This window comes from Bradyrhizobium sp. 191 (assembly GCF_023100985.1).
Taxonomy (GTDB): domain Bacteria; phylum Pseudomonadota; class Alphaproteobacteria; order Rhizobiales; family Xanthobacteraceae; genus Bradyrhizobium; species Bradyrhizobium diversitatis.
In genome coordinates, this window is record NZ_CP064692.1 from 764,170 (window position 1) to 779,733 (window position 15,564).

Sequence of the window (15,564 nt, forward strand, 5' to 3'; positions counted from 1 at the left end):
CCCAAGTCCTAGTGACGCAGGGTCGACATCAGGGAGGTCCGGGAAGAGGCCGTCAGCGCCAGTTGCGCGCGCAGCTGCAGCAGGATCTCGGGTGCGACCGGCTGGCGACGGACGTCGGGCCGTTCCGCGTGCTCCATGGCCGCGATCAGCCCGGACAGCCAAAGCCGGCTGCCAGCCTCGCTTCGCCAGTTCTGGTGCTGCCGTTCTGGCTGCATCGCTTGCCTCACGTCCCTGTTGGCGGGGGTTAGGACAATCCCCGGCCGGCCTGGCTGTTCCGCATTATCCCCGAAAGAATCCGGGGAGATGTGATCTGCTTCACATAAGTCTGGTCGGGGCTGTCTTAGACCGTCGCCATGAGCAAAGAGACCCGAACCTCATTCGACGTGCCGGACGACCTCCGCACCGATTATGCCCTGATCGTCACCGGCGTCGGGGCCGCCCTGGTCGCGCTGGTCTACCTCCTGCTGGTCTGAACCGAGCCGAATGCGGCCAGCGTGCGTCATTTCGCGCGCTCTCAATACGTCTGCCCGCCAGTCGATAGGGTTCATGGGTTTCAGTATTTTTCGATGGCGCGGCCGCTGCCGCGCCGCGCGAGTTCCGCGGAAATCCGTCAAGCGCGGCGCATGCTGCGACTGCTAATCATCCACCATTTTAACTGAGCGGTTGATAGCGATCAGCTTTTGCTTCCGCTTTCGCCTGCGGCGGCGCTTTATCCCGGCCCCGCATCTGCCCAAGAAAATTGCTAAGCACCTCCGACCATGGCCCTGACTGATTCGAACGTTCTCAAACTCGCGCCCGATGCCGGGACTCCCGCCTATCGGAGCGCGCCGCATAATATCGAGGCGGAACAGAGCCTTCTGGGCGCGATCCTGGTCAACAACGACGCCTTCTACCGCGTCTCCGACTTCCTGGAGGCGAAGCATTTCTTCGAACCGCTGCACCAGACGATCTTCGAGACCGCCGGCAGCCTGATCCGGATGGGCAAGATCGCGACGCCCGTCACGCTGAAGACGTTCCTGCCAGCCGATACCGATGTCGGCGGCATGACCATCGGACAATATCTGGCGCGGCTCGCCGCCGAAGCTACCACCATCATCAACGCCCAGGACTACGGCCGCACCATCTACGACCTCTCGTTGCGGCGCGACCTGATCGGCATCGGCGAGGACATGGTCAACGTCGCCTACGACGCACCGGTCGACTTCCAGCCACGGGCGCAGATCGAGGACGCCGAGCGCAAGCTTTATGAACTCGCCGAATCCGGCCGCTATGACGGCGGTTTCCAGAAGTTCTCGCAGGCGTTGGCGGTCGCGGTCGATCTCGCGGCAAAGGCGTTCCAGCGCGACGGGAAACTGTCCGGCATCTCGACGGGCATGCGCGACCTCGACACCAAGATGGGCGGCCTGCAGCACTCCGACCTCATCATCGTCGCGGGCCGTCCCGGCATGGGCAAGACCTCGCTCGCGACCAACATCGCCTACAATGTCGCACGCGCCTACGTTCCGGAACTCCAGGCCGACGGCACCACGAAGGCTGCCAATGGCGGCGTGATCGGCTTCTTCTCCTGCGAAATGTCGGCCGACCAGCTCGCCACACGTATCGTGGCCGAGCGCACCGGCGTTCCCTCCTCCCACATCCGCCGCGGCGGCATCTCGGAAGCCGATTTCGAGAAGATCCGGGAGGTCTCGATCGAGCTGCAATCGCTGCCGTTCTATGTCGACGCCACCGGCGGTCTGTCGATCGCGCAGCTGATGGCGCGGGCGCGCCGGCTGAAGCGCCAGAAGGGCCTCGATCTGCTCGTGATCGACTACATCCAGCTGCTCTCGGGCTCGAGCAAGCGCGCCAGTGACAGCCGCGTGCAGGAAATCACGGAGATCACCACCAGCCTGAAAGCGCTCGCCAAGGAGCTCAACGTTCCCGTGATCGCGCTGTCCCAGCTCTCACGCCAGGTCGAATCCCGCGACGACAAGCGACCGCAGCTCTCCGACTTGCGCGAATCCGGATCGATCGAGCAGGACGCCGACGTTGTGCTGTTCGTTTACCGCGAGGAATATTACCTCGCGATGAAGGAGCCCCGCCCAGGCACGCCTGAACACGAGAAGTGGCAGCTCGACATGAGTCTTGCGCACGGAAAGGCCGAGGTCATCATCGGCAAGCAGCGCCACGGCCCGACCGGCACCGTCGATCTGGCGTTCGAAGCCTCGGTCACGCGGTTCGGCGATCTTGCGCCTGACAGCCAGCTGCCGGCTCGCAGCGACAACGACTACTGAGTTCCTTGAACCGGACCGGCCACTTGCGTAAAACGGCGCCATGACAATGGCGTCCGACCCGAAAACCCTCTCGCAATCCGGCCTTCTCTCCGCGGAGGCCAATCAGGCTGCCGCGCTCGCGGCCTATGGCGGCGTGCTGACCGTCGATCTCGATGCGATCATCGCCAATTGGCGCAAGCTCGAGAAGACGGCGGTGCCGGCCGAATGCTCTGCGGTGATCAAGGCCGACGCCTATGGCTGCGGCGCCGAGCAGGTGTCACGGGCGCTGAGCAGAGCGGGCTGCAGGACCTTCTTCGTCGCCACCCTCGAGGAGGCGCGCAAAGTGCGCGCCGCCGTGCCGGAGCCCACGATCTACGTGCTCGGCGGTTATTTCCAGAACACCGGCGAGCACTACGCCAAGTTCAATTGCCGTCCGGTGATCGGCGATCTGAACGAGCTCGCCGAATGGGACGTATTCTGCCGCCGCAGCGGCTGGACCGGGGGCGCGGCTGTTCACATCGACACCGGCATGAACCGGCTCGGCCTGACGCTTGCGGACGCGCAGGCCATCATCCCCCGCATCAACGCCGGCGATCACGGCATCACGCTGGTGATGAGCCATCTGGTCTCGGCCGAGCAGCTCAACAACCCCATGAATGCCAAGCAGCTCGCGACCTTTCGGAGCATTGCCAGCGAGTTCACGGGCGTCCCGGCGGCCCTCGCGAATTCCTCCGGCATCTTCCTCGGTGCGCCATTCCAGTTCGACCTGGTCCGACCAGGGGCTGCGCTCTACGGCGTCAACCCGACGCCGGAGGCCGACAATCCCATGCAGCCGGTGGTCGAGCTCAAGGCGCGCATCGTGCAAATCCGCAATATCGAGCGCGGCGAGAGCGTCGGCTATGGCGGCACCTGGACCGCGCGGCGGCCGACGAAACTTGCGATCATCGCGGTCGGTTATGCCGACGGTTATTTCCGTGCCGCCAGCTCCAATGACGGCACCCGCGGCGCCGACGTCATCGTGGCCGGCAAGCGCTGCCCGATCGCGGGCCGCATCTCGATGGACCTCATCGCCATCGACATCACCGACCTGCCGCCGAACGCGGCGCGGCGCGGTCACATGGTCACGCTGCTCGGCGACGGCATCACCGTCGACGAACTCGCACACCATTTCGGCACGATCGGCTACGAGGTGCTGACCAGCCTCGGCCACCGCTATGCGCGCGTCTACAAGGGCGGCGATGTGGTGGAGCCGCTGGCAAGGCCGGAGCCCGAGGCGAGTGCCGGGCAGCCGCCTTCCCCACCGCCGATCGAGCAGCCGGCTGCCCCGCCTCCGCTGCCGTCCTAGTCAATGCTCTCGTGCCCCGGACGCAGCGCGAAGCGCCGCACTTCGCGGCTTAGTGCGCTGCAGAGCCGGGGCCCACATCTCAACAGTGCATTGTGTCGCCTTCTGTTGGGTCCCGGCTCGCGCTACGCGCGTCCGGGACACGAGACTTACTTCTTGACTTACTTCTTGACTTACTTCTTGCGGCTGTCCAGCGCCGCCTTGCAGGTGTCGCTGAGCTGGTCGCGCTTGCCGTTGAGGCAGGCGACGACGCGGCCGCCGCCCGGCGCGATGCCGGCGCAGAATTTGTCGTAGTCCGCCTTGCACGCGCCGCGCGGATCGGACGATTGTGCCGATGCGCCTCCGGAGAACGCGACGACGAGTGCGATGGCAACAAAGCTCAATCTGGACATTGTATCTCCGGTGACGGAAGGCAGGAGCCGGTAGCTCTACATGAAGATTGCGACATTCAACATCAACAACATCAACCGCCGCCTGCCCAATCTGTTGGCATGGATGCGCGTCGCAAAGCCCGATGTCGTCGCGCTTCAAGAGTTGAAGGCAAGTGATGGCGAATTTCCGGCGGCTGCGATCGAAAAGGCCGGCTACGGCGCGGTCTGGTGTGGACAGAAGACATGGAACGGCGTCGCCATCCTTGCCCGCAATGCCGAGCCCATTCTCACCCGCGACCGCTTGCCGGGAAAACCTGGCGATCTCGAAGCCCGCTACATCGAAGCTGCCGTGCGCGGCATCATCGTCACCAGCATCTACCTGCCGAACGGCAATCCGCAGCCGGGGCCGAAATTCGACTACAAGCTCGACTGGTTCGCGCGGCTCAAGCGCCACGCCAAGACGTTCATCAAGCAGGATCTGCCCGTGGTGCTCGCCGGCGACTACAACGTCGCACCAACCGAGATCGACATCTACCCGACGCGCTCCTGGGACAAGGATGCGCTGATCCAGCCGAAGAGCCGCGCGGCCTTTGCATCGCTGGTCGAACAAGGCTGGTGCGACGCGGTGCGCGAGCTCTACCCGGGCCAGCGCATCTACACGTTCTGGGACTACAAGCGAAACCGCTGGCCGCGCGACGCAGGGCTGCGGCTCGATCATCTCCTGCTCAGCCCTGCCCTCGCCCCGCGTCTGGCAAGAGCCGGCGTCGACAGGAAGATCCGCGGCGAGGATGGCGCGAGCGATCACGCGCCGGCATGGGTGGTGCTGCGGTGACCCTCACCGCAAGTTCCTGCCATCGATGACGTTTACAGGCACCGCATCCAGATCGAAATCGTCGTTGCCGGCCCCTGCTGCTTTCAGCACCGGAACGGTCAAAGCAAAAAAGTGAAAAACAACCCCATGCACAGTAGCCGCCCCCTGCCCGGTCAATGACTTGCGGCTATTCCGAAATACACATTGATCCGTCGGGCAAAACACTGGCATGATGTCACCATCGAAAGACGTCCACCCGCATCGCCGGCAGTGAGAGCCCTTCAGGTTGCCCCTTCATCGGGAATATTGAGGATCTTGCCACAGGCCTTGCAATGCACCGCATCGGCGTCGTGCCTCTGGAGCCCGCAAGCCGGACACGGAAATCGCACCTTGTTGGGACTGAGGAGCGCGCGGGCGAGATTGAAGAACAGCGTTACGCCGAAAATCATGATCACGACGGTTATCAAGCGACCGACCGTGCCCGACAGGGTGATGTCGCCAAAGCCGGTCGTCGTCAGTGCCGTGACGGTGAAATACAGGGCGTCGGCATAGTTCCGGATCTCGTCGTTGCGAAATTTCTGGGTCTCGTAAACGATCCCGGTCATGACGAATATGAAGACTGCCAGGTTCGTGACGGCGAAGATGACGTCTTCGTTGCGACGAAAGAACGGAGAATCGATGCGCAACCTCACCAGCATCTGGTAGTCACGAAGCAGCCCCAAGGTTCGCAGGATCCGGAGAAAACCGCCCGCCTCGCCGGCAAGTGGCGCCAGGAAGGATACGATCGCAACCATGTCGGCCCACGTTGCGATTTCAGTGAATTTTCGAAACGGATGCCGATCGACGAGGAGCCGGGCCGAGAAGTCGGCAAGTAGCATGACGCCGAACAGGACATCGAGCGTTTCAATGATTTCACTGGGCTGCAGGAACGAGGTTGCGATGATGAACAGCACCGTCACGATATCGAAGACGAGCAGCGCATAGCGGAAGCGCACGCCGCTCGACGTCGCACCCTCGTAAAGGTCGCGCACGTTGCTTCTGAGAGACGTGAGGGTCACGGCATCATGATCCCGGTTCGCACCGATGATTGCAATTCGAAAAGCCCGCGGCAAGCACAGGTTCCCTCGCCCGGCGCGGATCGCCGGTATCGCTGCCAAGGGCTAAACTCTCCCGATTCGTGGAGACTGTCTTGGCCTTTCTCTTCGTCCTCAGCGTCGGCCTCGTCGCCGGCACCATCTCAGGCATCGTCGGCACCGGCTCGTCGATCATGCTGATGCCGGTGCTGGTCTATGCCTATGGGCCGAAGGAGGCCGTGCCGATCATGGCGGTCGCCTCCGTGATGGCGAACTTCTCGCGGATTCTGGCCTGGTGGCGTGAGGTCGATTGGCGGGCCTGCGCGGCCTATTCGGTCACGGGCATTCCCGCCGCAGCGCTTGGTGCGCGGACATTGCTGGCGCTGCCCTCGCACGTCGTCGATCTCGCCATCGGTATCTTCCTGATCGCGATGGTGCCGGTGCGGCACTGGCTGGCGCGGCATGACCTCAAAGCCAATCTCTGGCATCTGGCCGTCGGCGGCGCCGTCATCGGCTATCTCACAGGCATCGTCGTCTCGACCGGCCCGCTCAGCGTGCCGCTGTTCCTGTTTTACGGGCTGAGCAAGGGCGCTTTCCTCGCCACCGAAGCGGCCTCATCACTCGGCCTCTACTTCGCGAAATCAGTGACCTTCGAGCGTTTCGGCGCGCTGACGGGCGATGTGTTCGTGAAGGGCCTGATCGCGGGCTCCTCGCTGATGTCAGGTGCCTTCATCGCAAAACGCTTCGTGCTGCATCTGAGGCCGGACGTGTTCCGCCTGGTGATGGATGCGATCATGATCGCAGCCGGGCTCTCGATGCTCTGGAGCGCGGCCCAGCCGTAAGACAGCCGCGTTCAGGCGGCGAATTCCGGCGCGACCGATGGGCTCCCGGTGGCGCCGCGTTTCGGCGCCGCCGACTGCCTGTTGAGCCATTGCAACAGGACCTCGAGCGGCTGCGGCCGCTGATAGAGGAAGCCCTGCCCGAACCTCACGCCCATGTCACGCATGGCCTCGGCCTGCTCGGCGCGCTCGATGCCCTCTGCGACCAGGGTCAGCCCCAGCGTGTCGGCGAGCGATGCGATCACCCCGACGATGGCCTTGTCTTCCGCGCTCTCGGGAATCTCCCGGATGAATGCCTTGTCGATCTTGACCTTGTCGAGCGGGAATCGCCTGAGGTGAGCCAGCGAGCTGTAGCCGGTGCCGAAATCATCGAGCGCGATCGTGGCACCTAAGCGCCGCAGGCGATGCAGCGTTTCGGAGGCGCTGGCGATGTTGTTGATCAGCGACCCCTCGGTGATCTCGAGCTCGAGAGATGAGGCCGGAACGTCGAAGCGCGCACAGGTCGCGCACAGCTCGGCGGCGAGCGAATGGTCGGCAAGTTCGGACGGCGGCAAATTGATCGCGATCCGGATCTGCGGCCTGCCGGCGGCGGCCAACCGTTGCAAGGCCCAGCAGGCATCGGTCAGCACGTAGCGGGTCAGCCGCGCGTTGTTGCCGCTGCGCTCGATCAGCGGCAGGAATTCGCCGGGGCCGATCACGCCATGTTCAGGATGGCGCCAGCGGATCAGCGCTTCCAGACCGACGATGTCGTGGGTTTCGAGATCGACCTGGCTCTGATACCAGACCTCGAACTGTCCCTCGGCGAAGCCGGTGGGAATGGCGAGCTCGAGATCCCTGCGGCGACGGTAGTCGCGCTGGAGCGCTTCGTCCAGCACGGCGACCGTGCCCGGTGCCTTGCTCTTGGCATGATAGAGCGCGATGTCGGCGAGCGTCGGCAAATGCGACAGCTCCGGATCGTCGGCGCGGCGCACGGCAAGGCCGATGCTGGCACGCGGCACCACTTGCTTGTCATGGAGGCGGATCGGCTCGGAAATGGCCTCCAGCACATGCTGAGCGAATGCCTGCGCCGCCTGCTCGTGGCTCACCTCGGGACGAATGACGACGAACTCGTCGCCGCCTAATCGGGCAACCCAGTCCTCCGCTTCGACCGCACTACGAAGACGCTCTGAAATCTGAACCAGGAACTTGTCGCCGGCCTCGTGACCGAAGGTGTCGTTGACGCCCTTGAAGTCGTCGAGATCGATGAAGCAGAACGCGACCAGCGTATCCGGCGAGCCTCCGTCCCGGCTCGCGACGGCCAGGCGCTCGGTCAGGGAGCGTCGGTTCGGCAGTCCCGTGAGCGGATCGTGCGTCGCCATGTGCCCGAGCCGGTCCAGCGCGCCTGACGTCGTGTGCTGCATGGCGTTGAAGGCACGCGCGAGCTGGCCGAATTCGTTCGAGGACGTGACGTCCGCCGGATAGGCGCGGCCATCCTGCTTGCTGCGCTGTATCGCCGACATCATGGCCGCCAGCGGCCGGCCGATGAAGATGTTGGCGGAGATCCGCATGGCGATCAGGGTCGCAAACGTCGCGAGCAGGCCGACCACCAGCAGCAGCACCAGGCGGCTGCCCGCATCGGCGTACAGCGTCGCACGCGAATAAGCGATGGCGATGCGGCCGGCCTCAACGGCCATGTTGCCATTGCTGTAGTGGATCGGACGCGAGACTTCCGCGACCGCCTGGTCTTCGGCCCGCGCGACCACGCGGGCAATGGCGGCGCCGGTATCGTCATAGACCGCCGCCGCGGCGATGGTCTCGTCGTGCATGATCTCGTTGAGCACGCCGGTGACCTGGTCGTAACGCATCTTCCACAGCGGCTCGGCGATCAGCTCGGCCCGGCTCTCGGCGACGCGGGCGATGCGGGCGTCGAGCTGCCTGACCTGCGACCAGAAGCTCGATGCCTCGACGCCGGCGGAGGCGAGCAGTTGCACCAGCAGCAGAACGGGCACGGTGGCCCAGATCATCGCGTGGACGACCGAGCCCAGGCGTGCTGGCGCCTGCTCGTTGCGATCCGGCTCCGTCACCGCCTCATCCTTCCGCATCAGTCCGCAACGCCTTCGGGAAGCGGCAGCGACGAGATGAGCGCATCGAGGGAGAAGTCATATTGGCCGCAGCGTCCGGCCTTCGCACGGAACCGCGCAAAATCGATCCGGTCGAACGCACGCGTCCTGACGAGGTCGCCAACCGAAGCGAGGTTGTCGCGCGTGATCGCAGACGTCTTGACCTCGACGTGGGGGGAAACGGCTGCGAAATCGCAGCCATCAGCATAATCGCGCAGGAGAACGATCGACCAGCCGCCGAGCAGGAAATGCCCGCCGTCGGTCAGGAGCAGGCGACCCGCCTTGATCTCGCGCAGCGCGTCCTCCGACCAGTTGAGGCCCACCACCTGGATGTTTCGACCGGGCACAAGGCCGGCAGCGATCGCCGCGCGGAGCGCGCCGAGCGCCATCGGATCGTTGCCGGCCCATATGCCGGCGGGCCGGATTCCCTTGCGAGAAGCCCAGCCCAGATAATTCGCCGTGACCCGCTCGGCCTCCGACTGCGTCCAGTTGGCGAACAGCAGCCGGTCCACCACGACGTCGGGCGCGGCATCCACGGCCAGCTTGAGACCGGCGTTGCGGGCAATCGAGGCCGGTGTGATCTCGTCGCCGCCGATTCCGAGAATGTGGATCTTGCCGTCGGGGCTCTGCGATTTCTCGGCACGCGCCACCCCGATCAGCGCATTGGCCATCCGTGCACCCGCAGTCTGCAGATCGGTCGTGATGTCGCCGAGCCAGGTCTTGAGCTTCTCGCGCGGCGGTCCAAGACGCGCCGCATCCTCGCCGATCAGCGTATTCGAGAGCAGCAGCGTCTTGACGCCCGCAGCCTCGGCCGCCTCCAGGATCGGGACGGCGGCGGACTCCTCGTTCGACAGGATGAGGAAATCGGGCTTGTCGGGCCGTGCCACCACGCCGAAACCGAGCTCCTGCATGGTGCGGTAATTCCGCTCGCTGGTCAGCACCTCGACATGCGCGTCGAGCCTGCGGCCGGCCGCCTGCATGGTCTGCGCGACCATGTCCCAGTAGACCTCGCCGGTCTTGCCGGGATTGACGAAGACGATGTCGAGGGGCTTGGCGAGGCTACCGCCGGCATACGCGAAAATGCTGCAGGCCATGCCCGCGGCAAGCAATATTCGTCGGAATCTCGGCATTTCCATTCCCAACCCGATCGGTTCCGAGATTGGACGCGCGTCGGCTAACACTTTGCAAAATCAACCCGGCCACAGCGGCACAGAGCTAATGAACGGTATATCTATCGTGTCGGATTGAGATAATCGAAGCGTTGGCGATCAGGCATCCCCTTCCGTGCCCTCAGCCATCGCTGGGTGGCCGCGAGTTCTCAGGCGTGCCATGTTGATCGACGCTCCGTGCACGATCGCACGATCTGATGTTCGACCGGGGAGATGTGTCTTGAGCGTACTGGCGGAAGCGGCCGATATCACAAGTCTCCGAAGCAAAGCGGCCGGGCGAACCGACCACCAACAAGACACCCTCAAATTCGCCGAATCTGCCCTTGCCGACAGCAAGCGTGATGGCCTGCTGCTGGCCGTCCGGGCCCGCTGGGTCGCGCTCGCGGTTACTGCCGTTACCCTGTCGCTCATCAACCCGAACTGGGATGTCGTCTATTACATCCTGATGCTTGGCTTCTTTGCCGTCATCGGCTGGGCGCAACTGAAGGTCGGCAAGGTCGGCCGTTCGCGTCCCGAACTTTTCCTCATATTTTGCGACCTGGCATTATTGGCCTTCCTTAGCGTCGTGCCCAATCCCTGGAGCAACGTTCACTGGCCGATCGGAATGCAATTCCGATTCGACAGCTTCATCTATTTCTTCATTTTCCTCGCCACTGCCACGCTCGCTTATTCCTGGCGAACCGTGCTCACGATTGGCATGGGGACCGGAGCACTCTGGGCCATCGCCGTCGGCTGGGCTTATCTGCAACCGGAAACCCATGCCGCGCTGTCGGAGCGCGTCAGGGAGGCGATCGGTGCGGATACTCGCATGTTCAACATCCTCGACCCCTCCTCGATCGGTTTCGGCGAGCGCTTCCAGCAAGTGATCGTGTTCATCGTCGTCGCCGCTATCCTGGCGCTGGCGGTGCGCCGTTCCAATGCGCTCCTGATCAGTCATGCCGGACTCGAGCGCGAACGTGCCAATCTGGCGCGTTACTTCTCCCCCAATGTGGTCGATGAACTCTCCGGCAATGACGAGCCCCTCGCGAAGGTCCGCACGCAGGACGTCGCGGTGCTGTTTGCAGATATCGTGGGATTCACCGCCTATGCCGATGGACGCGACCCGAAGGACGTCATCGAGACGCTGCGGCAATTCCATGAGCGAATGGAACGGGAAGTGTTCCAGCACGGCGGAACGCTCGACAAGTATCTCGGGGATGGACTCATGGCGACTTTCGGTACGCCGTTCGTCGGCGATTCCGATGCGCTGAACGCCTTGCGTTGCGCGAGGGGCATGATCGCCTCGATCGCCAAGTTGAACAGAGAGCGTAGCGATCGCAACGAACCGCCGATCCAGGTCAGCGTCGGCTTGCACTACGGGCAAGTGGTGCTGGGCGATATCGGCCTCAACCGGCTCGAATTCGCCGTGATCGGAACCACCGTGAATGCGGCGAGCCGCCTCGAAGCGCTGACCCGCGAATTCGGATGCGCTATCGTCGTCAGCGACGCGCTGGTACAACAGGCCCACGCCGAACCGAATCACGCGAGTACCGATTTCGCAGCGCTCGTCGAGCGGCCGGCCCAGACCATTCGCGGCCTCGAGCGCCCCGTCGGCATCTGGACATGCGCTAACGTCACCCCTTGAAGCTTGCGGTGGATGCATCGGCACCCCAGCCTTCGCAGCTCCTATTCGTGCTAAGAACTGCTCGCCCGTTACACCGAGACCGCTATTTCCCCATGGCCAAGAGCACCCTCTCCTTCGTCTGCCAGAACTGCGGCGCGGCCTATAACCGCTGGCAGGGCAAATGCGAGTCCTGCGGCGAGTGGAATACGCTGGCGGAAGAAGACACCAGCGGCAGCGTGCCGGTATCGATCCGCTCCAAACGCAAGGGCCGAACGTTTGCGCTGGAGAGCCTTGCCGGGAAAAGCCCGGATGCGCCGCGCCTCTCCTCAGGGATGACCGAGCTCGACCGCGTCACCGGCGGCGGCTTCGTCCGCGGCTCGGTGCTGCTGGTCGGCGGCGATCCCGGAATCGGCAAGTCGACGCTGCTGACGCAGGCAACCAGCCTCTTGGCGCGCGCCGGCCATCGCGTCGTCTACATCTCCGGCGAAGAGGCGGTGGCCCAGGTGCGCCTGCGCGCCGAGCGGCTCGGGCTGTCGGATGCGCCGGTGCAGCTGGCCGCCGAAACCTCGGTCGAGGACATCGTCTCGACGCTATCGGAGGGCGCGGTTCCCAGGCTGATCGTGATCGACTCGATCCAGACCATGTGGACCGACACCGTGGAATCGGCGCCCGGGACCGTGACGCAGGTGCGCGCCTCGGCGCAGGCGCTGATCCGCTTTGCGAAGAAGACCGGCGCCGCCATCATCCTGGTCGGCCACGTCACCAAGGACGGCCAGATCGCGGGCCCCCGCGTCGTCGAGCACATGGTCGACGCGGTGATGTCGTTCGAGGGCGAAGGCTCCCAGCAGTTCCGCATCCTGCGGGCCGTGAAGAACCGTTTCGGCCCGACCGACGAGATCGGCGTGTTCGAGATGACCGGCCTCGGCCTGCGCGAGGTCACCAACCCCTCCGAGCTGTTCTTGTCCGAGCGCGATCTCGGCACGCCCGGCACCGCAGTCTTTGCGGGCATCGAGGGCACAAGGCCCGTCCTGGTCGAATTGCAGGCGCTGGTGGCGCCGACCTCGCTCGGCACCCCGCGCCGCGCCGTGGTCGGCTGGGACCCGAGCCGGCTCTCGATGGTGCTGGCGGTGCTGGAGGCGCATTGCGGGGTCAAGCTGTCCGGCCACGACGTCTATCTGAACGTCGCCGGCGGCCTGCGCATCCACGAGCCCGCGGCCGACCTCGCCGCCGCGGCGGCGCTGGTGTCGTCCCTGGTTAATGCGCAGTTACCCACCGATGCCGTTTATTTCGGCGAGATCTCGCTCTCCGGCGTGGTGCGTCCGGTGGCGCAGACCCCGGCGCGGCTGAAGGAGGCGGCAAAACTCGGCTTCCAGCGCGCCGTGCTGCCCGAATCGGCACGCGGCGAGACCGCCGGCGATGCCGGATTGTCGCTGAATGCGGTGAACAGCCTGACGACATTGGTGGCCGAGATCGCCGCCCGGGGCTCCCGCCGAGGCGAATCGAACGCCCCGGCAGAGAAAAATGCCACACCGGCAAGATTCCGCCGCGGAGAGGGTTAGGTGGAGGTGACGCCGGAGGCCCTCGCCGCTATACAGCCGTCACAAAAGCAGCATGGGATTGCGTGGTTGCGGCCTTGCCGGGAACGCCGTCTGCCCTTCTTTTAGGGCAGCGGCCAAACACCGATTCGCTGAGCGCCTTTGACAGTACGAGCGGACCAGACCAGCCGATGCCAGTAACACTCCTCGACCTGATCCTGCTCGGTGTGATGCTGATCTCGGGCCTGCTCGCGATGGTCCGCGGCTTCATGCGCGAAATCCTGTCGATTGCGGCCTGGGGCGCGGCGGCGATCGTGACCTTGTACTCGTTCTCGAAGCTGCTGCCGACCGCCAAGACCTATTTCAACAACGACACGGTCGCGAGCGTGGTCGTCGTCGCAGGCGTGTTCGTGGGCACCCTGGTCGTGGTCTCCGTGATCACGGTCCGGATCTCCGACATGATCCTGGATTCGCGGATCGGCGCGCTGGACCGCACCCTCGGCTTCCTGTTTGGCCTGGCTCGCGGCCTTTTGATCGTCGTGGTCGCTTTCCTGTTCTTCACCTGGCTTGTTCCGGACAAGCAGCGTCCGGACTGGGTCACGGGGGCTAAGTCCCGCGTGGTGCTCCAGGGAACCGGGGACTGGCTGATGGCCCTCTTGCCTGACGACCCCGAGAACACCATCTTGAAGAGATTCAAGAAAAACAAACCAGATGATGACCAAGCTGAATCCGAGCAGCAGCCTTCGGGCAGTGGCGACGGATACAGTAAACCTGCTCGTGACAGCCTGAAAAAGCTGATCGAGAAACCTGCGGCGCGTTGATTTAGGCCCAAAGAGAGGCGCGGACGAGATGCGACACCCTGACCAGGACGCCCAATTCGATCTCGCCCTGAACCGGCCCTCCGGGCCTGCAGCGATCGAGCTACAGGACGATCTGGAGGGGGATACGCTGCGCGAGGAATGCGGCGTGTTCGGCATCTACGGTCACCCCGATGCGGCCGCCATCACCGCGCTCGGCCTTCACGCCCTCCAGCACCGCGGCCAGGAAGCCGCCGGCATCGTCTCCTACGACGGCAGCCGCTTTCACTCGGAACGCCGCCTCGGCCTCGTCGGCGACACCTTCTCCCGCCGCGAGGTGATCGACCGCCTGCCCGGCAATGTCGCGGTCGGCCATGTCCGCTATTCCACCACCGGCGCCACCATCCTGCGCAACGTGCAGCCGCTGTTCGCCGAGCTCAATGCCGGCGGTCTCGCCGTCGCCCATAACGGCAACCTCACCAACGGCCTGACGCTGCGCCGCGAGCTGGTGCGGCATGGCGCGATGATGCAGTCGACCACCGACACCGAGGTGATCCTGCACCTGGTCGCGCGCTCCAAACGCGCTCGCTTCATCGAGCGCTATATCGACGCGCTGCGCGAGATCGAAGGCGCCTATGCGCTGGTCTCGCTGACCAACAAGAAGCTGGTCGGCGCGCGCGATCCGCGCGGCATCCGCCCGCTGGTGCTCGGCGATCTCGACGGCTGTCCGATCCTGACCTCCGAGACCTGCGCGCTCGATATCATCGGCGCGCGCTTCGTCCGCGACATCGAGCCCGGCGAAGTCATCGTGTTCGACGAGAACGGCCAGGACATCCACAAGCCGTTCCCGCCGATGGCGCCGCGTCCCTGCATCTTCGAATACATCTACTTCTCCCGGCCGGACTCCATCGTCCACGGCCGTTCGGTCTACGAGGTGCGCAAGGCCTTCGGTGCGCAGCTCGCGCGCGAGAGCCACGTGCCGATCGACGTCGTCGTGCCGGTGCCGGATTCCGGCGTGCCCGCCGCGGTCGGCTACAGCCAGCATTCCGGCGTGCCGTTCGAGCTCGGCATCATCCGCAACCATTATGTCGGCCGCACCTTCATCCAGCCGACGCAGGCCATCCGCGAATCCGGCGTGCGCATGAAGCATTCGGCCAACCGCGCCGCGATCGAGGGCAAGCGCATCATCCTGATCGACGACTCGCTGGTGCGCGGCACCACCTCGAAGAAGATCGTGCGCATGATGCGCGATGCCGGCGCCAAGGAAGTCCACTTCCGCCTCGCTTCGCCCCCGATCCTCTATCCAGACTATTACGGCATCGACCTGCCCGACCGCGGCGGCCTGCTCGCAGCGACGCATTCGCTGGAGGAGATGCGCGAGATCATCGGCGCGGACTCGCTCGCTTTCCTGTCGATCGACGGCATGTACCGCGCCATGGGCGAGCCCGGCCGCGACCCCGCCAACCCGAAATTCTCGGACCACTGTTTCACCGGCGCCTATCCGACCCACCTCACCGACCAGACCCAGACCGAGCCGCAGCCGCGGCAATTGTCGCTGCTGGCCGAGGCGAGCTGACGGCGGAGCCGTCATCCCGGGGCGATGCGAAGCATCGAGCCCGGGATCTCGAGATTCCGGGTTCGGTCCTGCGGACCGCCCCGGAATGACGGCGGGATGG

At 64.7% G+C, this 15,564-nt stretch carries 14 protein-coding genes; 8 read left to right on the forward strand and 6 right to left on the reverse strand.

Translation table 11 applies throughout. The features are described from left to right. Positions 1 to 8 precede the first annotated feature (8 nt). Complete coding sequence (locus tag IVB23_RS03665; RefSeq protein WP_028178053.1) at positions 9 to 215, reverse strand: hypothetical protein; 207 nt, start codon at positions 213 to 215, stop codon at positions 9 to 11. 543 nt (positions 216 to 758) lie between these two features. Between IVB23_RS03665 and IVB23_RS03670 the strand changes: the two genes are divergently transcribed. Both IVB23_RS03670 and alr read left to right on the forward strand, forming a co-directional pair. Next, a complete protein-coding gene (locus tag IVB23_RS03670) occupies positions 759 to 2,270 on the forward strand; it encodes a replicative DNA helicase (protein WP_061876691.1) in 1,512 nt (503 codons plus the stop codon). 46 nt (positions 2,271 to 2,316) lie between these two features. Further along, positions 2,317 to 3,594 (forward strand): alanine racemase, encoded by a 1,278-nt coding sequence (alr, locus tag IVB23_RS03675; protein ID WP_247804747.1) that lies wholly within the window; start codon positions 2,317 to 2,319, stop codon positions 3,592 to 3,594. Between the two features lie 170 nt (positions 3,595 to 3,764). Here alr and IVB23_RS03680 read toward each other — a convergent pair whose 3' ends face one another. Next, positions 3,765 to 3,983, reverse strand: coding sequence for a cysteine rich repeat-containing protein (locus IVB23_RS03680; protein ID WP_247802480.1), 219 nt, complete (start codon positions 3,981 to 3,983; stop codon positions 3,765 to 3,767). Positions 3,984 to 4,023: 40 nt separating this feature from the next. Between IVB23_RS03680 and IVB23_RS03685 the strand changes: the two genes are divergently transcribed. Further along, positions 4,024 to 4,794 carry an exodeoxyribonuclease III gene (locus IVB23_RS03685; protein ID WP_247802481.1) on the forward strand — a complete coding sequence of 257 codons (771 nt, stop codon included), beginning with the start codon at positions 4,024 to 4,026 and terminating at the stop codon, positions 4,792 to 4,794. Positions 4,795 to 4,797: 3 nt separating this feature from the next. Here IVB23_RS03685 and IVB23_RS03690 read toward each other — a convergent pair whose 3' ends face one another. Together IVB23_RS03690 and IVB23_RS03695 are read right to left on the reverse strand one after the other, a co-directional pair. Next, complete coding sequence (locus IVB23_RS03690) at positions 4,798 to 5,004, reverse strand: hypothetical protein (RefSeq protein ID WP_247802482.1); 207 nt, start codon at positions 5,002 to 5,004, stop codon at positions 4,798 to 4,800. Between the two features lie 50 nt (positions 5,005 to 5,054). Next, positions 5,055 to 5,831, reverse strand: a complete 777-nt coding sequence (locus IVB23_RS03695; protein ID WP_061876695.1) for a potassium channel family protein — start codon at positions 5,829 to 5,831, stop codon at positions 5,055 to 5,057. Positions 5,832 to 5,962: 131 nt separating this feature from the next. Here IVB23_RS03695 and IVB23_RS03700 point away from each other — a divergent pair, with 131 nt between their 5' ends. Continuing rightward, the gene (locus tag IVB23_RS03700; protein WP_247802483.1) at positions 5,963 to 6,688 is read left to right on the forward strand and encodes a sulfite exporter TauE/SafE family protein; all 726 of its coding nucleotides are present in this window, start codon (positions 5,963 to 5,965) and stop codon (positions 6,686 to 6,688) included. An 11-nt stretch (positions 6,689 to 6,699) separates the two neighbouring features. Here IVB23_RS03700 and IVB23_RS03705 read toward each other — a convergent pair whose 3' ends face one another. Next, positions 6,700 to 8,766, reverse strand: a complete 2,067-nt coding sequence (locus IVB23_RS03705) for a bifunctional diguanylate cyclase/phosphodiesterase (protein WP_247802484.1) — start codon at positions 8,764 to 8,766, stop codon at positions 6,700 to 6,702. Then, positions 8,766 to 9,878 (reverse strand): ABC transporter substrate-binding protein, encoded by a 1,113-nt coding sequence (locus IVB23_RS03710; protein WP_247804749.1) that lies wholly within the window; start codon positions 9,876 to 9,878, stop codon positions 8,766 to 8,768. The genes IVB23_RS03705 and IVB23_RS03710 overlap by 1 nt, the downstream gene beginning before the upstream one ends. 295 nt (positions 9,879 to 10,173) lie before the next feature. Between IVB23_RS03710 and IVB23_RS03715 the strand changes: the two genes are divergently transcribed. From IVB23_RS03715 to purF, 4 genes are all read left to right on the forward strand, one after another. Then, the gene (locus tag IVB23_RS03715) at positions 10,174 to 11,577 is read left to right on the forward strand and encodes an adenylate/guanylate cyclase domain-containing protein (RefSeq protein ID WP_247802485.1); all 1,404 of its coding nucleotides are present in this window, start codon (positions 10,174 to 10,176) and stop codon (positions 11,575 to 11,577) included. A 92-nt stretch (positions 11,578 to 11,669) separates the two neighbouring features. Further along, positions 11,670 to 13,115 (forward strand): DNA repair protein RadA, encoded by a 1,446-nt coding sequence (gene radA, locus IVB23_RS03720; protein ID WP_061876698.1) that lies wholly within the window; start codon positions 11,670 to 11,672, stop codon positions 13,113 to 13,115. A gap of 167 nt (positions 13,116 to 13,282) precedes the next feature. Continuing rightward, positions 13,283 to 13,912 carry a CvpA family protein gene (locus tag IVB23_RS03725; RefSeq protein ID WP_018317599.1) on the forward strand — a complete coding sequence of 210 codons (630 nt, stop codon included), beginning with the start codon at positions 13,283 to 13,285 and terminating at the stop codon, positions 13,910 to 13,912. A 28-nt stretch (positions 13,913 to 13,940) separates the two neighbouring features. Then, positions 13,941 to 15,464: an amidophosphoribosyltransferase gene (gene purF, locus IVB23_RS03730; protein ID WP_061876700.1), complete on the forward strand. Its 1,524-nt coding sequence runs from the start codon at positions 13,941 to 13,943 to the stop codon at positions 15,462 to 15,464. Positions 15,465 to 15,564 lie beyond the last annotated feature (100 nt).